Source organism: Azospirillum sp. CT11-132 (assembly GCF_047302835.1).
GTDB lineage: Bacteria > Pseudomonadota > Alphaproteobacteria > Azospirillales > Azospirillaceae > Azospirillum.
The window spans coordinates 1,529,775-1,548,952 of record NZ_JBGLZA010000003.1 but is presented as its reverse complement, the minus strand read 5'-3'; the positions used below and the strand labels follow the sequence as shown (position 1 = coordinate 1,548,952).

Here is a 19,178-nt window from a genome sequence, read left to right as displayed (position 1 = left end):
ATGGAAGTGCTAGTCGTATTCCTTCCGCTCCTGGCGTTCCTCGTCGCCGGATCGATCGCGCTGTTCGGCGGGCCGAAGGCCGAGCCGGCCGCCGCGGGTCACGGAAGCCACGGTCATGGCCATGACGATCACGGGCACGCCCAGATCGCCCATGCCCATGACGATCATTCCCATCACATCTCGCATGACGAGCTGGACCACGCGCACGACGACGCCCACGACGACCACCATGTCGTCGCCGGGCCGCCGACCGTGGGCGACCGCGTCTCGCAGTTCGTGACTGCGGGCGCAGTCATCGTCTCGGCGATCCTGTCCTGGATCCTGTTCTTCGACGTCGCCGTGCACGGCAACCCGCGCACGATCGAGCTGATGACCTGGATCCAGAGCGGCACGCTGGACGTGAAGTGGGCGCTGCGCGTCGACCAGCTCACCGCGGTGATGCTGATCGTCGTCAACACCGTCTCGGCCTGCGTGCACGTCTACTCCATCGGCTACATGGCCGAGGATCCGCAGAAGCCGCGCTTCATGGGCTACCTGTCGCTGTTCACCTTCGCCATGCTGATGCTGGTGACGGCGGACAACCTGGTCCAGCTGTTCTTCGGCTGGGAGGGCGTCGGTCTGGCCTCCTACCTGCTGATCAACTTCTGGTACGAGAAGCCCTCTGCGAACGCCGCCGCCATGAAGGCCTTCCTGGTCAACCGCGTCGGCGACTTCGGCTTCGCGCTCGGCATCTTCGCGATCTTCGTGCTGACCGGTTCGGTCCAGTTCGACACGATCTTCGCCAAGGCCCCGACGCTGACCGGCGAGACGCTGCATTTCCTCAGCTGGGACTTCAACGGCCTGACCATCGCCTGCCTGCTGCTGTTCATGGGCGCGATGGGTAAGTCGGCGCAGCTTGGTCTGCACACCTGGCTGCCGGACGCGATGGAAGGCCCGACCCCGGTGTCGGCGCTCATCCACGCGGCCACCATGGTCACCGCCGGCGTCTTCATGGTCTGCCGCCTGTCGCCCGTCTTCGAATACGCCCCGACGGCGCTCGAGGTGGTGACGGTGGTCGGCGGCCTGACCGCCTTCGTCGCGGCGACCATCGGCTTCACCCAGTTCGACATCAAGCGCGTCATCGCCTATTCGACGATGTCGCAGCTCGGCTACATGTTCTTCGCCGCCGGCGTCTCGGCCTACGGCGCGGCCATGTTCCACCTGTTCACGCACGCCTTCTTCAAGGCTCTGCTGTTCCTCGGCGCCGGCTCGGTCATCCATGCCCTGCACCATGAGCAGGACATGCGGAAGATGGGCGGTGTCTGGCGCAAGATTCCCTTCACCTATGCGGTGATGTGGATCGGCAATCTGGCGCTCGCCGGCCTGCCCTTCTTCGCCGGCTACTATTCCAAGGACATGATCCTGGAGGCGGCCTTCGCCTCGGGCAGCGGGGTGGGGCGCTTCGCCTTCGCCCTGGGCATCGCGGCTGCTCTGCTGACCGCCTTCTACTCCTGGCGCCTGCTGTTCATGACCTTCCACGGCACGCCGCGGATGGACAAGGAAGTCTACGACCACGCTCACGAATCGCCGGTCGTCATGCTGATCCCGCTGGCGGTCCTGACGCTTGGCGCGCTGTTCGCCGGCTTCGGTTTCCACCAGTGGTTCATCGGCCACGACCGGATGGAGTTCTGGGGCAAGGCCATCATGACCCTGCACGAGCATGACGCCATCGAGGCCGCGCACCACCACACCCCGGGCTGGGTCGCTATCGCCCCGCTGGTGGTCGGCCTGATCGGTATCGCCATGGCCTACATCGGCTATGTGATGATGCCGCGCCTGCCGGGCCGGATCGCCTCCACCTTCCGCGGCATCCACCAGTTCCTCTACAACAAGTGGTACTTCGACGAGCTGTACGACGCGCTGTTCACCCGTCCGGCCAAGGCCATCGGCTACGGCCTGTGGAAGTCTGGCGACGGGGCGGTGATCGACGGCGTGGGTCCGGACGGCATCGCCGCCGCCACCCGCGACGTCGCGGCACGCGCCAGCCGGCTGCAGTCGGGGTACGTCTATCACTACGCCTTTGCCATGGTGATCGGGGTCGTCCTGCTCGTCGCCTGGCTGTCGGTCTTCGGCTGAGCGGTTTCGAAGGAGAACAACAACAATGGCTAGCTGGCCGATCCTGTCGTTCGCGACCTTCCTGCCGCTCGTGGGCGTCGCGCTGATCCTGCTGTTCTGCCGGGGCAATTCCCCGGACGTGCTGCGGAACGTGCGGTACATCTCGCTGTGGACGACCCTCGTCACCTTCGTCCTGACCCTTCTGGTCTGGGCCAACTTCGATCCCCGCAATCCCGGCTACCAGATGGTCGAGAAGGCGGGCTGGATCCCCGAGTTCGGCATCAACTACCACATGGGCGTCGACGGCATTTCGGTGCTGTTCGTCGTCCTGTCCGGCTTCCTGATGCCGCTGTGCATCCTAGCGAGCTGGGAGTCGGTGCAGGTCCGCCTGAAGGAATACATGATCGCGTTCCTCGTGCTGGAAACCCTGATGATCGGGATGTTCTGCGCGCTGGACTTCATCCTGTTCTACATGTTCTTCGAAGGCGTCCTGATCCCGATGTTCCTCATCATCGGTGTCTGGGGCGGCCCGCGCCGCGTCTATGCCGCCTTCAAGTTCTTCCTCTACACGCTGCTCGGCTCGGTCCTGATGCTGTTGGCGATCCTGGCCATGTATTACGTGGCGGGCACCACCGACATCCCGACCATCACCGCCACCCAGTTCCCGCGCAACATGCAGCTGTGGCTGTGGCTGGCCTTCTTCGCCTCCTTCGCGGTGAAGGTGCCGATGTGGCCGGTCCACACCTGGCTGCCGGATGCCCACGTCGAGGCGCCGACCGCCGGTTCGGTGATCCTGGCCGGTGTGCTGCTGAAGATGGGCGGGTACGGCTTCCTGCGCTTCAACATTCCGATCCTGCCGGAAGCGACCGAGTATTTCGCGCCGCTGATCTACACCCTGTCGGTCGTCGCCGTGATCTACACCTCGCTGGTCGCTCTCGCCCAGGAGGACATGAAGAAGCTGATCGCCTACTCGTCGGTTGCCCACATGGGCTTCGTCACCATCGGCATGTTCGCGCTGAACCAGCAGGGCATCGAGGGTTCGGTGTTTCAGATGCTGTCGCACGGCGTCGTGTCGGGTGCGCTGTTCCTGTGCGTCGGCGTTGTCTATGACCGGCTGCACACCCGCGAGATCGCCCGTTACGGCGGCCTCGTGAAGAACATGCCGAAATACGCGGTGGTCTTCCTGTTCATGACCATGGCCTCGGTCGGTCTGCCGGGCACTGCCGGTTTCGTCGGCGAGTTCCTGGTGCTGATGGGCGTCTTCCGCGACAACACCTGGGTCGCCGCCCTGGCCGCCACCGGTATGGTTCTTGGCGCCGCCTACGCGCTGTGGCTGTACCGCCGCGTTGTCTACGGCAAGCTGACCAAGCCGGACGTCAAGGCGATGTTCGACATAACTCCGCGCGAAATCGCGGTGTTCGTGCCGCTGATCGTTGTCGTCCTGTGGATGGGCGTCTATCCCAGCAGCTTCCTGAACGTCACCTCGGCATCGGTCGAGCAGCTGATCCAGACCTACCAGACCAAGCTGGCCGCGTCGCACGCCGCGTCCGGTGTCTCGGTCGCCGCTCGGTAAGGGGTTCTTCGACATGACCGCAGTGTTTCCCGACATCTGGCCGGCCCTGCCGGAGATCTTCCTGGCGCTCTCGGGCGTCGCCCTGCTGATGCTGGGCGTGTTCCGCGGCGACGGCTTCACCCGTCCCGTCTCCTACCTGGCGATCGTCTGCATGCTGCTCGCCGCCATCCTGGCGATGGGCTACGGCAGCGGCCGCGTCGTCACCTTCAACGGCATGTTCGTGATGGATGCCTTCGGCGTCTTCATGAAGGTGCTGGTGCTGGTCTCCGCGGCCTTTGCGGTCGTTCTCTCGCTCGGCTTCAACGAGCGGGAGCAGATGGCCCGCTTCGAGTTCCCGGTGCTGATGGTCTTCGCCACGCTCGGCATGCTGATGATGATCTCGGCCAACGATTTCATCTCGCTGTATGTCGGCCTGGAGACCCAGAGCCTGGCGCTCTATGTCATCGCGGCCTTCCGCCGCGACAGCGGGAAGTCGTCGGAAGCCGGCCTGAAGTATTTCGTCCTCGGCTCGCTCTCCTCGGGCATGCTGCTGTACGGTGCTTCGCTGGTTTATGGTTTCGCCGGCACGACTTCGTTCGACAAGGTGGCGGCGCTGTTCGCCGGCGGCGCCCATGTGTCGCCGGGTCTGGTGATCGGTCTGGTGTTCGTGATGGCCGGTCTGGCCTTCAAGATCTCGGCCGCTCCGTTCCACATGTGGACGCCGGACGTCTATGAGGGTGCGCCGACCCCGGTGACCGCCTTCTTCGCGGCGGCGCCGAAGGTGGCGGCCATCGCCCTGCTGACCCGCGTGGTGATGGAGCCGTTCGGCCACCTCGCCGCCCAGTGGCATCAGGTTCTGGTGGCGACCGCCATCCTGTCGATGGTGATCGGTTCCTTCGTCGCCATCATGCAGACCAACATCAAGCGCCTGATGGCCTACAGCTCCATCGGCCATGTCGGTTACGCGCTGGTGGGCCTGACGACCGGTACGCAGGACGGCGTGCGCGGCGTGCTGATCTACATGGCGCTCTACATCGCCATGAATATCGGCGCCTTCGCGGTCATCCTCAGCATGAAGGCCAAGGGCCAGATGCTGGAGGAGATCAAGGACTTCTCCGGCCTGTCCAAGACCAATCCGATGCTGGCCGCGACCATGGCGATCTTCATGTTCTCCATGGCCGGCATCCCGCCGATGGCGGGCTTCTTCGGCAAGCTCTATGTCTTCCTGGCCGCCGTCGCCGCGCAGGAATACACGCTGGCCGTCGTCGGTGTGCTGACCAGCGTCGTGGGTGCCTTCTATTATCTGCGCATCATCAAGATCATGTATTTCGATGAGCCCGCAGTGGTGGTCGACAAGGTCGACGACGACAGCATGACCGGCGTCCTGGTGCTGACCAGCCTGTTCACCCTGCTGTTCTTCGTCGCTCCGGCGCCGATCCTGAACGGTGCGGCGGCTGCCGCGGCGGCCCTGTTCGCCGGGTGACATCCGACCGATGACGGTATCGCTCGAAGCGGAGGCGGCGCGTCTGCGCCTGCCTCCGGGCTTCCAGATCAAGGCCTTCGACTCCGTCGGCAGTACGAACGACGAAGCGAAGGCCTTGTCGCGTTCCGGGGCGCCCGAAGGCACCATCGTCTGGGCGCGCCGCCAGGACAGCGGCCGTGGCCGCCGCGGCCGGGCCTGGACCTCCCCCGAAGGAAATCTATACAGCACGACCATCCTGCGGCCCGGCCTGCCACCGGCGGAAGCCGCGCAGATCTCCTTCGTCGCGGCGCTCGCCATCGCGGAAACTGCCGAGTCGGTCCTGCCTGATCCGAGCGGCGTTCGCTGCAAATGGCCCAATGACGTTCTGGTGCATGACCGCAAGGTGTCGGGCATCCTGCTCGAGTCGGAGCCGGCAGCCGACGGCAAGGTCGCCTGGGTGGTGCTGGGGGTCGGCATCAACCTGCGGCATTTTCCCGCGACCGCCGATTATGGCGCCACCTCCTTGATTGCCGAGGGCGCTCCGCCGATGGGGCCGGGCGCGCTTCTCGAGGTCTATGCGGAGCATCTGGCGACCTGGTACCGCCGCTGGCGCGCCCATGGTTTCGCGCCCGTGCGCGAGGCGTGGCTGGCGCGGGCCAAGGGGCTTGGCGGGCCGATCCTGGTCAGGCTGGCCGATCGGACGATCCCCGGCACTTTCGCCGATCTGGACAGCGACGGCGTTCTGTTGCTTGATCCAACGGACGGCGGGCCGCGGCAGCGGATCGCCGCAGGCGACGTGTTCTTCGCGCCGCCCCCAGCAAGCTGAGTTCGCCAGCCGAGTTCAAACGCCCACCGCCTTCAGGACCTTGCCATGCTGCTTGCCATCGACGCCGGAAACACGAATGTGGTGTTCGCCATCTATGACGGCGACCGCCAGCGCGGCATCTGGCGCACGGCGACCGATCCTAAACGCACCTCCGACGAATACATGGTGTGGCTGACCCACCTGATGGCGTTGAAGGGGCTGAAGCCGGTGGACATCCATGGCGCGATCATCGCCAGCGTGGTGCCCGGCGCCACCTTCAATCTGAAGCGGCTGTGCAAGGATCATTTCGGCTGCGAGCCGGTGATCGTCGGTCAGCCCGGAGTCGATCTCGGTGCCAAGGCCCTGGTCGACCGGCCGGAGGAGGTGGGTGCCGATCGTCTGGTCAACACGGTGGCTGCCGCGGCGACCTACAAGACGCCGCTGATCGTCATCGATTTCGGTACGGCCACCACCTTCGACGTGGTGGATGCCGAGGGCAACTATTGCGGCGGCGTGATCGCGCCGGGGCTGAACCTGTCGCTGGAGGCACTGCAGAGGGCCGCGTCCAAGCTGCCGCGGGTCGAGATTCAGCCGCCGTCCGAGGTGATCGGCAAGAACACCATCGCCTGCATGCAGTCCGGCATCTTCTGGGGGTATGTCGGGCTGATCGAAGGGCTGGTCTCCCGCATCCGGGCGGAGTACGGCGAACCGATGCGGGTGGTCGCCACTGGCGGATTGGCTGTTCTTTTCGCCAAGGCTACCCATGTGATCGAACACACCGACAACGAGCTGACGCTCCGCGGTCTCCTCCTGATCCACAAGCGCAACACGGTCCAATGACACAATCCTCCAAGACAGCCGCCGGAACGTCCGAAGCCCCGGCGGACACCTTCGTTCCGGAGGATGGCGCACTGTATTTCGTCCCGCTCGGCGGTTCCGGCGAGATTGGGATGAACCTCAATCTCTACGGCCATCAGGGCAAGTGGTTGATGGTGGATCTCGGCATCTCGTTTGCCGACGACACCATGCCCGGGCTGGACGTGATCATGCCGGACCCGACCTTCATCGCCGAGCGTCGCGACGATCTGGTCGGTCTGGTGCTGACCCATGCGCATGAGGACCATCTGGGCGCGGTGCAGTATCTGTGGCCGGAGCTGCGCTGTCCCGTCTATTGCACACCCTTCACCGCGGCCTTCCTGCGCGCCAAGCTGCATGAGAAGGGCCTGAGCAGCACGGTGCCGATCCACGAAATCCCGCTGGGCGGCACGGTGGAGGCCGGTCCCTTCTCCGTCGAATACGTCACCATGACGCATTCGATCCCGGAACCGAACGCGCTCGCCATCCGCACCTCGGCCGGGACCATCCTGCACACCGGCGACTGGAAGCTGGACCCCGATCCGCTGGTCGGCGAGACGGCCGATGAGGAACGGCTGCGCACCATTGGCGATGAAGGGGTGCTGGCGCTGGTCGGCGACAGCACCAACGCGCTGGTGCCCGGCGCCGCCGGGTCGGAGGCGACCGTCCGCGATGCCCTGATGGAGTTGTTCGGCCGTTACCGCGACCGCCGCATCGCCGTCAGCTGCTTCGCCACCAATGTGGCGCGACTGGAGAGCATCGCCGCCGCCGCCGCCGCCCATGACCGCCATGTGGCGTTGGTCGGCCGCTCGCTGTGGCGCATCAACGAGGCGGCACGGGCCACCGGCTATCTCGCCGACGTGCCGAAGTTCCTGTCGGAGCATGACGCCAGCTATCTGCCGCGCGAAAAGCTGGTGCTGATCTGCACCGGCAGTCAGGGCGAGCCGCGGTCGGCGCTTGCCCGTATCGCCGCCAACGATCATCCGCAGATCACGCTGTCGCGCGGCGACGTGGTGATCTTCTCCTCCCGCGAGATTCCCGGCAACGAGCGCGCCATCGGCCGCATGCAGAATCAGCTGGTCGCCCAGGGAGTCGAACTGGTGACGGCGGACGAGGCGCCGGTCCATGTCTCCGGCCACCCGGCGCGGGACGAGCTGGTGCGCATGTATCAATGGGTGCGTCCACGCATCGCCGTCCCGGTCCATGGCGAGCAGCGCCACCAGCAGGCCCATGCCGCCTTGGCGGAGGAGTGTCAAGTCGCCCACAGCATCGTTCCGGCCAACGGCGAAGTCCTTCGGCTCGACGGGCCGGAGGGCGCGCGGGTGGTGGCCAACGTGCGCGCCGGACGCATGGCGGTGGACGGCAAGCGTCTGGTGCCGCTCGACACCGGCATGATGCGCGCCCGCAACCGCATGGTGAACAACGGTGCCGCCGTGGTGACGCTGGTGATGACCGGAACGGGCGAGTTGCTGACCGCTCCGCAGCTGGCGGTGATGGGGCTGATCGACGAGGCGACCGACCGCGACCTGCTGTTGGACGTGGTGGATGCAGTGCGCGAGTCGGTGGCGATGCTGCCCAAATCGGCGCGGGCCGACGATGCCCAGGTGAAGGAGGCGGCGCGGATCGCCGTGCGCCGCTGCTTCAACGCGACCCACGGCAAGAAGCCGGTGACGGAGGTCCATCTGGTCCGCGTCTGACCGAACCCAAGAACGGATTTGATGTATAACAGGCTTATCAGAGCCCGCTAACGGGCCAAGAACAGCCAGCGAGAGGACACGCATGATCGGGAAGCTCAACCACGTCGCCATCGTCGTTCCGGACCTACCGGCGGCGACCGCACTCTATCGGGACACGCTGGGCGCCGCAGTGTCGCAGCCGGTGGACTTGCCGCCGCACGGCGTCACCGTGGTCTTCGTCACCCTGCCAAACACCAAGATCGAACTGCTGCATCCGTTCGGCGAGAAGTCGCCGATCGCCGGCTTCCTGGAGAAGAACCCGTCGGGTGGCATCCACCATATCTGCTATGAGGTCGAAGACATTCTGGCCGCTCGCGACCGGTTGAAGGAGCAGGGCGCCCGCGTGCTGGGCGACGGTGAACCGAAGATCGGCGCCCATGACAAGCCGGTCCTGTTCCTGCACCCGAAGGATTTCTGCGGGACGCTGGTGGAACTGGAGCAGGCCTGAGACGGCTGACACGCGGAGGGGACGATGAACAACTGGGTGACTGGAGCCTTCGTTTACGTCGTCGTCTGGTGGGTGGTGCTGTTCGCGGTGCTGCCCTGGGGCGTTCGGACCCAGGAGAACCCTGAACCGGGCATGGCCTCCTCCGCGCCGGTCGAGCCGCGCATCCTGCGGAAATTCATGATCACGTCGCTGGTCGCCCTGCTGGTGTGGCTGGTGATCTTCGGCATCGAGCGGTCCGGCATCATCTCCTTCCGGGACATGGCGCGGGACATGTTCTGACGCCGGATTGCTCTGACCATCGAGAGGAGCGAGGCGGGTGAGCCTGACCTACTGCGCGGCCGCACCCGGCCATCCCCATCACGGACCCTACCATGATGGCGAGTACGGTTTTCCCAGCAGCGATGACCGGGTGCTGTTCGAGCGTCTGGTGCTGGAGATCAATCAGGCCGGCCTGTCCTGGCTGACCATCCTGAAAAAGCGTGACGCCTTCCGCGCCGCCTTCGACGGGTTCGACATCGACCGGGTCGCCGCCTATGGAGAGGCGGAGCGGGCGCGGCTGCTGGCCGACGCTGGCATCATCCGCAACCGCCTGAAGGTGGACGCGGTGATCGAGAACGCCCGCCGCATCGTCGCATTGCGGGAAACCCACGGCTCCTTCGACGGCTGGCTGCGCGCCCATCATCCGCTGACCAAGCCGGAATGGGTGAAGCTGTTCGGCCGGACCTTCCGTTTCACCGGTGGCGAGATTGTCGGGGAGTTCCTGATGAGCCTGGGCTATCTGCCGGGCGCTCATCAGCCCGACTGTCCGGTCCAAGCTGTCGTGCTTGCCCAGAGTCCGCCTTGGAAGGCTGCGGTGGAGGCCGGGTATCGCGGGTACGCGCCCATGGAATAGGCAAACGTCCGCTCAGAACGGCGGCAATCGCCGAAGAGCTGGGCAGAATTGCAAAAACTTTGTGCATGAAGCGCTTGTGCCTCCGTTTTGGGCTTGCCATCGCCGTGGCTCGGGTTCACTCTTTTGGAGTGATGAGGGAGGATATTCCTCCCTTTCCGACGCCTGGTGGCGATTCCTCCCTAAACTCGACAGGCCGCGCCGCTTTTGCCGCGCGGCCTTTCTTTTTCCGGCGGATGGGAGGAGACAGGGCAGGGTCGCGGACAGAAAATTTCCGCGCTGCTCCAGAAAACGTTAACGGTTTACTTGGTAGCGTTGCTTGGATTAGCTCGCATCGGGTTTTCCCCAATCAGGGCTATCAGCCGGGCTGAACCATCACCACCGGGGCCAGTCCGCCGGGGCGATTCCGCTTTGCCCGCTTACAGGTTGAGCCTTTGCCCGCTTCGGCGGGTGGCAGGAAGAAGGACGACAGTCGAGGCGCCGATGGCCGCGAATGAAAACGAACGGTTCGATCAGTTCGCCGCGGTTCTGTCGATTGAACTGTTGGAGCGGACAAAGAAAAGCATGGAGCTGCTGGCGCCGGAGCTTCAGCCATGCTCGATCCTGCCCTTCATCCAGACACCGTCCTTCGTAGAGTTCTATCAGGAGTTGGTGCGCGTCGGCATCCTGCCGGTGGTGCTCAGCCGCCGTCCGGTGCGCGCGATTGTCGGTGACGTCGATTGGGCGCGGGAGGGGCGCGAATATCTGCTGACGGTCCTCGACGACCGCTCCAATGCCGTCTTCACCGCCTGGGAATATGCCTGGGACTCGCTGTGGGACGAGCGCAAGGTCGGGCAGGATAGCGGTGGCGGAAGCCAGGCCAAGCCGAAGAAGGGCTTCTTCAGCGCTCTGTTCGGCCGCAAGCGCGAGCAGAAGGCGGACGGCGGCGGCGAGGGCGGAGGCGAGGGCGGCGAGGGCGGTGTCATGGCCGGCCTGCATACGATGCTGACCGAATTGGGGGAAAAGCGGGGTTTCCTGCCGCTGTTCCATGACGATGTCCGCATCCTGAAGGCGTTGCCGCGCCTGAAGCCCGGCCGGGTGGCGCAGGCGTGGAAGGAGATCTCGCAGTACCACCACCAGGAATTCTACCTGCCCGAACCCGAACAGGCGAAGCCGGGTGTGACCTCCGAGTGTCTGCAGAAATGGCATTACAATCTGCCGGACAAGATCGGCGAGTTCCTGGTGCTGAAGGCCGCGGTGGACCTGGAGCATGTGAACAAGCCCTTCATCGGCAAATACATCCGCCAGTCGGCGCGGACCCAGGAGGAGGCGGAAAAAGGAATGCCCTACCTGTCGATCTACTGGAAATCCATGCGCAACCCGGCCCCGGTGGCCGAGCGGCACACGCTGTGAGCCCGCGCGGCATCTTGTACGCCGGTCTGACGGCGGCGGCGTTGTCCCTGGCGACCGCACCGGCATCGGCGCAAACCCAGCCGCCGCGTCCCGGCCCGGTCCCGCTGACCCCCGATGCCGCCCGCGACCGGCCGGTGGTGGATCTGTCCTTGTGCCAACGGCTGACCCGCCATGTGCCGGCCGCCGACGTGGAATACCGGCCGGGCGTGGATGTGCATGGCCGCGCGGTCGCCCCCGCCGACTTGGCCGGCAGTGCAGGCGCGCAGCCGCCGATCCCCATCGACCTGCCGCTGTCGGTCGATCTCGCCCGGCGGATGGGAATCGCCCTGCCGTCGGTGCCGTTTCTGCCCGACGACGTCACCGCGGTGTGGCTGACCGTCGTCGGGAACCAACTCTATCTCAACGGCCAGCCGATTTATCCGGGTGCCGAGGAACGCCTCTACGTCTATTGCCGCTCCCGGTAGCCGGCGGCCAGGCGGGGGGCTTACAGTGGACAAGTGCGGGCGACCTTCCTAAAGTCGCTCACCCGCCGCCGCCGTGTCCGTTCCTGTCCGCAGGAGCCATGCGTGCGCGGCCTTGTCGAACACCTCGCACACGAGAGCAGAGCCATGCGGCTGTCCAGCTTCTTCATGCCGACCCTCAAGGAGACCCCGACCGAGGCGCAGATCGTCTCGCACCGCCTGATGCTGCGGGCCGGGATGATCCGCCAGACCAGCGCCGGCATCTATGCCTGGCTGCCGCTGGGCTATCGGGTTCTGCGCAAGATCGAGCAGATCGTCCGCGAGGAGCAGGACGCTGCCGGCGCGCAGGAACTGCTGATGCCGACCATCCAGTCGGCCGATCTGTGGCGCGAGAGCGGTCGTTACGACGATTACGGCAAGGAGATGCTGCGCATCACCGACCGTCACGACCGGGAGATGCTGTTCGGCCCGACGAACGAGGAGATGATCACCGACATCTTCCGCTCCTTCGTCAAGAGCTACCGCCAGTTGCCGCTGAACCTCTACCACATCCAGTGGAAGTTCCGTGACGAGATCCGCCCGCGCTTCGGCGTGATGCGCGGCCGCGAGTTCCTGATGAAGGACGCCTATTCCTTCGACATCGATGCGGACAGCGCGCGCCGTTCCTACCAGAAGATGTTCCTGGCCTATCTGCGCACCTTCGCCCGCATCGGGCTGAAGGCGATTCCGATGCGGGCCGACACCGGACCGATCGGCGGCGACCTGAGCCACGAGTTCATCATCCTGGCCGAGACCGGCGAGAGCGGCGTCTTCTGCCACAAGGACTGGATGACCCTGGACGTGCTGAAGGACGCCCCCGGCATCGAGGACGACCTGCAGCCCTTCTTCGACCGCGTCACCGGCATCTACGCGGCGACCGACGAGAAGCACGACCCGGCCAACAGCCCGGTGCCGGAGTCGGATCTGGTGTCGGCCCGCGGCATCGAGGTCGGCCACATCTTCAACTTCGGCACCAAGTATTCCAAGCCGATGAACGCCGTGGTCGCCGGCCCGAACGGCGAGTCGATCCCGGTGGAGATGGGCAGCTACGGCATCGGTGTGTCGCGCCTGATGGGCGCCATCATCGAGGCCAGCCACGACGACAACGGCATCATTTGGCCGGACGCCGTCGCGCCCTTCAATGTCGGCCTCATCAACCTGAAGTCCGGCGATGCCGAGACCGACCGCGTCTGCGCCGAGCTGTATGCGAAGCTGGAATCGGCCGGCCTGGAGGTCGCCTATGACGACCGCGACGAGCGTCCCGGCGCCAAGTTCGCCGACATGGACCTGATCGGCGTTCCCTGGCAGCTGGTCGTCGGCCCGCGCGGCCTGAAGAACGGCGTCGTCGAACTGAAGCGCCGCGCCTCCGGCGAGAAGGAAGAGCTGCCGGTCGAGGCGGCGCTGGCGAAGCTGCTGGGCTGATCGGCTTAGCTCGAAGAGGAAGCCCGGATCGCCCAAGTCGGCGATCCGGGCTTTGCCCTTTTCCCGCCACGCTCACGTTCTTATCTAGGGCATCGTTTCCGCCCGCCCACAGGGCCTCCCCCACAGGATCCCAGCCGCATGATCTTCAACGCCTTCGAACGCATGGTCGCGATGCGTTACCTTCGGGCGCGCCGCCAGGAAGGGTTCATCTCGGTCATCGCGGGGTTCTCGTTGCTGGGCATCGCGCTCGGCGTGGCGACGCTCATCATCGTGATGGCGGTGATGAACGGCTTCCGGGCGGAGCTGCTGGGCCGGGTGCTCGGTCTGAACGGGCATCTCAACGTCTACAGTTCACGAGGCGGGCCGCTGCCGGACTTCGATATCCTGGCCGGCAAGCTGCGCAACACGCCGGGCGTGGTCAACGTCACCCCGACGGTCGAGGGGCAGGCGCTGGTGTCGGTGCGCGGCGTCGCCTCCGGTGCCGTCATCCGCGGCGTGCGGGCGGAAGATTTCAAGGTTCGGCCGACGCTCGCCAACAACATCATCCGCGGTTCGGTGGATGAGTTCGGCGAGGACCGCGTCGCCATTGGCGTGCGCATGGCCCAGCGGCTGGGACTGAGCATCGGCGACCAGATCACGTTGATCGCGCCGCAGGGCAACGTCACCGCCTTCGGCACCGTGCCGCGGATGCGCAGCTACCCCATCGGCGCGATCTTTGACGTCGGCATGTTCGAATACGACAACAGCTTCATTTTCCTGCCGCTGGAGGAGGCGCAGGCCTTCTTCCGCACCGGCGACGCCGTGACCTCGCTGGAGGTCTTCGTGAGCGACCCGATGCAGATCGCGTCCGCCCGCGCCGCCGTTCAGTCGACGGTGGCCGGGGAGGGCCGGGTGGTCGACTGGCAGCAGTCCAACGCCAGCTTCTTCACGGCGCTTCAGGTCGAACGCAACGTGATGTTCTTGATCCTGTCGCTGATCATCATGGTCGCCGCCTTCAACATCATCTCCAGCCTGATCATGCTGGTGAAGGACAAGGGGCGCGACATCGCGATCCTGCGCACCATGGGGGCGACGCGCGGCATGATCATGCGCATCTTCTTCCTGTCCGGCGCCAGCGTCGGAGTGACGGGGACCTTGCTGGGTCTCGCGCTCGGCGTTTCCTTCGCGCTGAACATTGAGAGCATCCGGCAGGTCATCCAGGGGCTGACCGGCACCAACCTGTTCAATGCCGAGATCTATTTCCTGTCCCACCTGCCTGCCAAGATCGACTGGAGCGAGGTGATCCAGGTGACGCTGATGGCGCTGGGTCTGTCCTTCGCCGCGACCATCTATCCGTCGTGGCGCGCCGCCCGGCTCGATCCCGTGGAGGCCCTGCGCTATGAGTGACGCCGTCATGCAGCCGATGCTGGAACTGAAGGGCATCATCCGCCGCTTCGAACAGGCGGGCGAGACGCTGGAGGTGCTGCGGGGGGTCGATCTGACCGTCGGCGCCGGGGAACTGGTGGCGCTGGTCGGCCCGTCGGGGGCCGGTAAATCGACGCTGCTGCACATCGCCGGCCTGCTGGAGCGGCCGACCGCCGGCACGGTGCGCATCGCCGGAACCGACGTGTCCAACCTGGACGACGGCAAGCGGACCGAAGTGCGGCGCCGCTCCATCGGCTTCGTCTACCAGTTCCACCACCTGCTGCCGGAGTTTTCGGCGCGGGAGAACATCGTCCTGCCGCAGATGATCGCCGGCGTGTCGAAGTCGGTCGCCCGGCAGCGCGCGGACGAGCTTCTGCGCATGGTCGGGCTGGAGCAGCGCGGCACCCACCGTCCGGCCCGCCTGTCGGGCGGCGAGCAGCAGCGCGTCGCCATCGCCCGCGCGCTGGCCAACGCCCCGTCGCTGCTGATTGCCGACGAGCCGACCGGCAACCTCGACCCCCACACGGCGGAGCATGTCTTCGCCATGCTGTCGGCCATCGTCCGGCAGGCCAAGGTCGGCGCCCTGGTGGCGACCCACAACCTCGACCTCGCCCGTCGCATGGACCGGGTTCTGGAGATGCGCGACGGGCATCTGGTGGAGTATCAGCCGTCGGAACTGGTGCCGCTGAGCGAGGTCGCGCCGGAAGCATCATAAGAAGCGTCATAGACCGAAAGCGGAACCTCCCCCTGGTTGCCAAGCCGGCGCGGCGCCCCCACTCTCATGCGCGACCGCACCGGCTGAGCTGCGGCACCGACAAAACAGGGGCATCGGGGATGGACCAGCGGATCATCGACCTCTACGACGAATACACCCACGCGCCGTTGCCACGCCGGGTCTTCCTGGAACGGCTGGCAGCAATGGCTGGCGGTGCGGCGGCGATCCCCGCGATCCTGGCGGCGATTGAGCCGAACTATGCCCGCGCCGCCATCGTCGGTGAGGACGACACCCGTCTGGCTGCGGAAAAGATCAGCTTCCAGGGGGCGACCGGCAACGTGTCCGGCTATCTCGCTCGGCCGAAGCTGATCGACAAGGCTCCGGCGGTGCTGGTCATCCACGAAAATCGCGGCCTGAACGCCTATGTCGAGGATGTCACCCGCCGCCTTGCCACCGAAGGCTTCGTGGCGATGGCGCCGGACCTGCTGTCGCCGCTGGGCGGCACGCCGCAGGATGCAGACAAGGCCCGCGACATGATCGGTCAGCTCGACACCGACAAGACGGTCAACAACCTCGTCGCGGCCATGAGTTACCTGATGGCCTACCGCTATTCCTCGGCCAAGGTCGGTGCGGTCGGCTTCTGCTGGGGTGGCGGCATGATCAACCGGCTGGCGATCAAGGCGCCCGACCTGAAGGCCGGCGTCGCCTTCTACGGCCCGACCCCCGACCCGGCGCTGGTCGGTACGGTGAAGTCGCCGCTGCTGCTGCACTATGCCGGGCTGGACCAGCGCGTGAACGCCGGCATCCCCGCCTATGACGAGGCGCTGAAGAAGGCCGGCGTCGAGCATCAGATTTACGTGTACGAGGGCGTCAACCACGCCTTCCACAACGACACCTCGGCCGAGCGCTACAACAAGGACGCCGCCGATCTGGCCTGGAAGCGGACGGTGGAGTTTTTGAAGGCGAAGCTGGCGTAGGGGGTGGAGTTAGACCCCCACCTATCCTCCCCCGCTCTCAGCGGACCGTAGGTCCGCTGAGAGCGGGGAGGGTTGGGGTGGGGGCAATCAGCGCGAAACCTCTCCCAACACCTCCGCCGTGTCCACCACCGTCGCATACTCCCCATCCATGTTGGCGAGCGACAGGTCGTGGACTTCGTCGGCCGTGCGCAGCCTCCCCGACCGGTCTTTCCGGGCGAAGGTGAAGCAGGCGTCGGCCGCCAGTCGCACATCGTAGCCGAGGTTGCCGGCCATCCGCACCGTCGCCTCGACGCTGTTGTTGGTGATGACGCCGGCCACCACCAGCGCGCCGATGCCGCGGGCGCGCAGCCAGTCGTCCAGGCCGGTGCCGATGAAGGCGCTGTTCACCCGCTTGCCGATCACCGTCTCTCCCGGCAGCGGCATCGCCTCGTCCTTGAAGGCGTGGCCGGGGCCACCGGGGCGGTAGGTGGAGTCGGGCTCCGTCGAATCGTGGCGGATATGGACGATGGGCAGCCCCTCCCGCCGCCAGACCGCCAGCAAGGCCGCGACGTTGGCCTCCGCATCGGGGTTGTTGCGCGGGCCGACGTGGCTCCAGCGCGGGTCGTCGATGGCCTTTTGCAGGTCGACGAGCAGCAAAGCGGTGTTGGTGGGCAGGGGAGCGGGGAGGGTTTCCATGCCGACGATCCTGCCGCGATAGTCCATCGCGTGACAAGTCCGCCGGTTTCTGGCTCTAATCCGGCGCTCGACCCTCGTTTCCCGTTTCAAGCGCTCGTCCGGAGGCGCCGTGCTCGCATCCCCCCTGTCATTGCTCGCCGTCGCCGTCGGAGGTGCCGCCGGATCGGTGGCGCGTTATCTGACGCTGCTGCTGATCGCGCAGTGGGTCGGCACCCGTTTTCCGATGGGGACGATCATCGTCAACCTGATCGGCTGTACGGTGATGGGGGTGCTGTCGGAACTGGCGAGCCTGACATGGTCGCCATCGCCGGAAATCCGCGCCCTGCTGCTGGTCGGCGTGCTCGGCGGCTTCACCACCTTCTCCTCCTTCACGCTGGACATCGGCGTCCTCGTCGCCCGTGACGAGATCGCCGCGGCGGCGGGATACTTCCTCGCCTCGACGCTGTTCAGCGTGGTGGGCTTCTTTGCCGGCCTGTGGGCCGTGCGTTCTCTTGTTTCGGTGTCCATCTGATGACTGACTCTCCCGATCACGCTGATACCACGTCGACTGAAGCCAAAAGCGACAGCAAGGTCGAAACCCGCATCGTCACGGCCGACGAGGCCGACATGCGGCTCGACCGCTGGTTCAAGCGGCATTTCCCCGACGTGAACCACAGCTATCTGCAGAAGCTGCTGCGTACGGGCCAAGTCCGCATCGACGGCAAGCGGGCGGAGACGTCGTCGCGGCTGGCGGCCGGGCAGGGCATTCGCATCCCGCCGCTGGCCGCCTGGGCCGCGCCGGTCAGGGGGCCGAGTCAGGGGGCCAGCAAGCCCAAGGGCATGTCGGACAAGCAGATCGCCGAGCTGCAGGCGCTGGTGCTCTATCGCGACGCCGATGTCATCGCCATCAACAAGCCGGCCGGTCTGGCGGTGCAGGGCGGCACCGGCACCTCCAAGCACCTCGACGCCATGCTGGACGCCCTGCGCTTCGATGGCAACGAGCGGCCGAAGCTGGTCCACCGGCTGGACAAGGACACCTCGGGCGTGCTGCTGCTGGCCCGCACCACCTTCGCCGCCAGCAAGCTGACCGAGCTGTTCCGCGGCAGCGCCGTGCGCAAGATCTACTGGGCCGTCACCGTCGGTGTGCCGACGCCCTACCAGGGCAAGATCGACCTCGCGCTGGCCAAGGAAGGCGGCCCGCATGGCGAGCGGGTGGCGGAGAACAAGGAAGAGGGCAAGCGCGCCGTCACCGTCTATTCTGTGCAGGAGAATGTCGGCAAGCAGGCGGCCTTCGTCGCCATGTGGCCGCTGACCGGCCGCACCCACCAGCTGCGCGTCCATATGGCCGCCGTCGGCACGCCGATCCTGGGCGACGGCAAATATGCCGGGCAGGGCGCCTTCCTGGCCGGGGCGGAGGTGGCGAAGAAGCTGCACCTGCATGCCCGCCGGCTGATCCTGCCGCACCCGCGCGGCGGCAAGACCATCGACGTGACGGCGCCGCTGCCCGACCATATGCAGGCGACCTGGAAGTATTTCGGTTTCAGCCCCAACCTGCGCGACGACCCGTTCGAGGATTTCGAGTGATGGCCTCCGCGGGGAAAGCGCCGCTGCGTCTCGCGCTGTTCGATTGCGACGGCACCCTGGTCGACAGCCAGTTCGCCATCATCGACGCCATGACCCAGGCCTGGGCCGAGCATGGGCTGGGGGAACCCGACCCGGCCGATGTTCGCCGCATGGTCGGCCTGTCGCTGGTGGAGGCGGTGGCCCTTCTGCTGCCGCAGCGGGAGGCCGAGACCCATGTCGCGGTGGCGGAGAGTTACAAGCGCGCCTTCTCATCCGCCCGCAGCCGCGGTGAGGTGGACGAGCCGCTCTTTCCCGGGATCGTCGACACGCTGGCGGTTCTGGAGGAAGCGGGTGTGCTGCTGGGCGTCGCCACCGGCAAGTCGCGTCGCGGGTTGGACGCGGTGCTGAAGGGGCACGGGCTGACCGGTCGTTTCGTGACGCTGCAGACCGCCGATGTCGGTCCCGGCAAACCGAACCCGCACATGGTGCAGCGTGCGCTGGCGGAGACCGGTGCGGACGAGGCGGCGACGGTTGTGATCGGCGACACGACCTACGACATTCAGATGGCCCGCAACGCGCGGGTGCGGTCGGTCGGCGTCTCCTGGGGGTACCATGCGGTGCCGGAGCTGGAGCGGGCCGGGGCCGACCGCATCGTCCACCGCGGGCGTGACGTCGCCACCGCGGTGCTGGAGCTTTTGGAAGGGTAAGCG

Annotated in this window: 19 protein-coding genes; 18 read left to right on the top strand and 1 reads right to left on the bottom strand. The window is 66.1% G+C overall.

Going from position 1 to position 19,178, the window contains the following annotated elements; all coding sequences use genetic code 11:
- From nuoL to ACCD06_RS12975, 15 genes are all read left to right on the top strand, one after another.
- A complete protein-coding gene (gene nuoL, locus ACCD06_RS13045) occupies nucleotides 1–2,115 on the top strand; it encodes an NADH-quinone oxidoreductase subunit L (protein WP_109073994.1) in 2,115 nt (704 codons plus the stop codon).
- A gap of 25 nt (nucleotides 2,116–2,140) precedes the next feature.
- Entirely contained in the window at nucleotides 2,141–3,667 is a 1,527-nt protein-coding gene (locus tag ACCD06_RS13040; RefSeq protein ID WP_109073993.1) for an NADH-quinone oxidoreductase subunit M, read from the top strand.
- Between the two features lie 13 nt (nucleotides 3,668–3,680).
- Nucleotides 3,681–5,129: an NADH-quinone oxidoreductase subunit NuoN gene (gene nuoN / locus ACCD06_RS13035; protein ID WP_136704362.1), complete on the top strand. Its 1,449-nt coding sequence runs from the start codon at nucleotides 3,681–3,683 to the stop codon at nucleotides 5,127–5,129.
- Between the two features lie 10 nt (nucleotides 5,130–5,139).
- Nucleotides 5,140–5,934, top strand: coding sequence for a biotin--[acetyl-CoA-carboxylase] ligase (locus ACCD06_RS13030; RefSeq protein WP_413341111.1), 795 nt, complete (start codon nucleotides 5,140–5,142; stop codon nucleotides 5,932–5,934).
- Nucleotides 5,935–5,979: 45 nt separating this feature from the next.
- Nucleotides 5,980–6,753 (top strand): type III pantothenate kinase, encoded by a 774-nt coding sequence (locus ACCD06_RS13025; RefSeq protein WP_109073991.1) that lies wholly within the window; start codon nucleotides 5,980–5,982, stop codon nucleotides 6,751–6,753.
- Nucleotides 6,750–8,465, top strand: a complete 1,716-nt coding sequence (locus tag ACCD06_RS13020) for a ribonuclease J (RefSeq protein WP_136704360.1) — start codon at nucleotides 6,750–6,752, stop codon at nucleotides 8,463–8,465. The genes ACCD06_RS13025 and ACCD06_RS13020 overlap by 4 nt, the downstream gene beginning before the upstream one ends.
- 82 nt (nucleotides 8,466–8,547) lie before the next feature.
- Nucleotides 8,548–8,952, top strand: a complete 405-nt coding sequence (mce, locus tag ACCD06_RS13015) for a methylmalonyl-CoA epimerase (protein ID WP_085089939.1) — start codon at nucleotides 8,548–8,550, stop codon at nucleotides 8,950–8,952.
- Nucleotides 8,953–8,976: 24 nt separating this feature from the next.
- A complete protein-coding gene (locus ACCD06_RS13010) occupies nucleotides 8,977–9,231 on the top strand; it encodes a DUF1467 family protein (RefSeq protein ID WP_109073989.1) in 255 nt (84 codons plus the stop codon).
- A gap of 37 nt (nucleotides 9,232–9,268) precedes the next feature.
- Nucleotides 9,269–9,844 (top strand): DNA-3-methyladenine glycosylase I, encoded by a 576-nt coding sequence (locus tag ACCD06_RS13005; RefSeq protein WP_136704359.1) that lies wholly within the window; start codon nucleotides 9,269–9,271, stop codon nucleotides 9,842–9,844.
- 480 nt (nucleotides 9,845–10,324) lie between these two features.
- Nucleotides 10,325–11,233: a hypothetical protein gene (locus ACCD06_RS13000; RefSeq protein ID WP_413341107.1), complete on the top strand. Its 909-nt coding sequence runs from the start codon at nucleotides 10,325–10,327 to the stop codon at nucleotides 11,231–11,233.
- A gap of 14 nt (nucleotides 11,234–11,247) precedes the next feature.
- Nucleotides 11,248–11,697, top strand: coding sequence for a hypothetical protein (locus ACCD06_RS12995; RefSeq protein ID WP_413341105.1), 450 nt, complete (start codon nucleotides 11,248–11,250; stop codon nucleotides 11,695–11,697).
- A 144-nt stretch (nucleotides 11,698–11,841) separates the two neighbouring features.
- The gene (gene proS / locus ACCD06_RS12990; RefSeq protein ID WP_413341103.1) at nucleotides 11,842–13,155 is read left to right on the top strand and encodes a proline--tRNA ligase; all 1,314 of its coding nucleotides are present in this window, start codon (nucleotides 11,842–11,844) and stop codon (nucleotides 13,153–13,155) included.
- Between the two features lie 138 nt (nucleotides 13,156–13,293).
- The gene (locus tag ACCD06_RS12985; protein ID WP_413341101.1) at nucleotides 13,294–14,541 is read left to right on the top strand and encodes a lipoprotein-releasing ABC transporter permease subunit; all 1,248 of its coding nucleotides are present in this window, start codon (nucleotides 13,294–13,296) and stop codon (nucleotides 14,539–14,541) included.
- Nucleotides 14,534–15,274 carry an ABC transporter ATP-binding protein gene (locus ACCD06_RS12980; RefSeq protein WP_413341099.1) on the top strand — a complete coding sequence of 247 codons (741 nt, stop codon included), beginning with the start codon at nucleotides 14,534–14,536 and terminating at the stop codon, nucleotides 15,272–15,274. The genes ACCD06_RS12985 and ACCD06_RS12980 overlap by 8 nt, the downstream gene beginning before the upstream one ends.
- Before the next feature lie 119 nt (nucleotides 15,275–15,393).
- Complete coding sequence (locus ACCD06_RS12975; protein WP_136704353.1) at nucleotides 15,394–16,251, top strand: dienelactone hydrolase family protein; 858 nt, start codon at nucleotides 15,394–15,396, stop codon at nucleotides 16,249–16,251.
- Nucleotides 16,252–16,338: 87 nt separating this feature from the next.
- On the opposite strand, the gene ACCD06_RS12970 is transcribed toward ACCD06_RS12975, so the two are convergent.
- A complete protein-coding gene (locus ACCD06_RS12970; protein ID WP_109074077.1) occupies nucleotides 16,339–16,926 on the bottom strand; it encodes a cysteine hydrolase family protein in 588 nt (195 codons plus the stop codon).
- A 109-nt stretch (nucleotides 16,927–17,035) separates the two neighbouring features.
- On the opposite strand from ACCD06_RS12970, the gene crcB reads away from it, so the two are divergent.
- The 3 genes from crcB to ACCD06_RS12955 are packed head-to-tail and all read left to right on the top strand — an operon-like array spanning nucleotide 17,036 to nucleotide 19,175.
- Nucleotides 17,036–17,437 carry a fluoride efflux transporter CrcB gene (crcB, locus tag ACCD06_RS12965; RefSeq protein ID WP_109073981.1) on the top strand — a complete coding sequence of 134 codons (402 nt, stop codon included), beginning with the start codon at nucleotides 17,036–17,038 and terminating at the stop codon, nucleotides 17,435–17,437.
- A complete protein-coding gene (locus tag ACCD06_RS12960) occupies nucleotides 17,437–18,489 on the top strand; it encodes an RluA family pseudouridine synthase (RefSeq protein WP_136704351.1) in 1,053 nt (350 codons plus the stop codon). Before crcB ends, ACCD06_RS12960 begins: the two co-directional genes overlap by 1 nt.
- Nucleotides 18,489–19,175 (top strand): HAD-IA family hydrolase, encoded by a 687-nt coding sequence (locus ACCD06_RS12955; protein ID WP_109073979.1) that lies wholly within the window; start codon nucleotides 18,489–18,491, stop codon nucleotides 19,173–19,175. Before ACCD06_RS12960 ends, ACCD06_RS12955 begins: the two co-directional genes overlap by 1 nt.
- The last annotated feature ends 3 nt before the right edge of the window (nucleotides 19,176–19,178 follow it).

What these genes read in the sequence shown, in the direction of transcription:
- ACCD06_RS12960 (WP_136704351.1), top strand. Translation starts at nt 17,437, where the DNA reads ATGACTGACTCTCCCGATCACGCTGATACCACGTCGACTGAAGCCAAA.
- ACCD06_RS12985 (WP_413341101.1), top strand. Translation starts at nt 13,294, where the DNA reads ATGATCTTCAACGCCTTCGAACGCATGGTCGCGATGCGTTACCTTCGG.
- ACCD06_RS13020 (WP_136704360.1), top strand. Translation starts at nt 6,750, where the DNA reads ATGACACAATCCTCCAAGACAGCCGCCGGAACGTCCGAAGCCCCGGCG.
- ACCD06_RS13030 (WP_413341111.1), top strand. Translation starts at nt 5,140, where the DNA reads ATGACGGTATCGCTCGAAGCGGAGGCGGCGCGTCTGCGCCTGCCTCCG.
- nuoN (WP_136704362.1), top strand. Translation starts at nt 3,681, where the DNA reads ATGACCGCAGTGTTTCCCGACATCTGGCCGGCCCTGCCGGAGATCTTC.
- ACCD06_RS12980 (WP_413341099.1), top strand. Translation starts at nt 14,534, where the DNA reads ATGAGTGACGCCGTCATGCAGCCGATGCTGGAACTGAAGGGCATCATC.
- ACCD06_RS13010 (WP_109073989.1), top strand. Translation starts at nt 8,977, where the DNA reads ATGAACAACTGGGTGACTGGAGCCTTCGTTTACGTCGTCGTCTGGTGG.
- proS (WP_413341103.1), top strand. Translation starts at nt 11,842, where the DNA reads ATGCGGCTGTCCAGCTTCTTCATGCCGACCCTCAAGGAGACCCCGACC.
- nuoL (WP_109073994.1), top strand. Translation starts at nt 1, where the DNA reads ATGGAAGTGCTAGTCGTATTCCTTCCGCTCCTGGCGTTCCTCGTCGCC.
- mce (WP_085089939.1), top strand. Translation starts at nt 8,548, where the DNA reads ATGATCGGGAAGCTCAACCACGTCGCCATCGTCGTTCCGGACCTACCG.
- ACCD06_RS12970 (WP_109074077.1), bottom strand. Translation starts at nt 16,926, where the DNA reads ATGGAAACCCTCCCCGCTCCCCTGCCCACCAACACCGCTTTGCTGCTC.
- ACCD06_RS13040 (WP_109073993.1), top strand. Translation starts at nt 2,141, where the DNA reads ATGGCTAGCTGGCCGATCCTGTCGTTCGCGACCTTCCTGCCGCTCGTG.
- ACCD06_RS12975 (WP_136704353.1), top strand. Translation starts at nt 15,394, where the DNA reads ATGGACCAGCGGATCATCGACCTCTACGACGAATACACCCACGCGCCG.
- ACCD06_RS12955 (WP_109073979.1), top strand. Translation starts at nt 18,489, where the DNA reads ATGGCCTCCGCGGGGAAAGCGCCGCTGCGTCTCGCGCTGTTCGATTGC.
- ACCD06_RS13000 (WP_413341107.1), top strand. Translation starts at nt 10,325, where the DNA reads ATGGCCGCGAATGAAAACGAACGGTTCGATCAGTTCGCCGCGGTTCTG.
- ACCD06_RS13025 (WP_109073991.1), top strand. Translation starts at nt 5,980, where the DNA reads ATGCTGCTTGCCATCGACGCCGGAAACACGAATGTGGTGTTCGCCATC.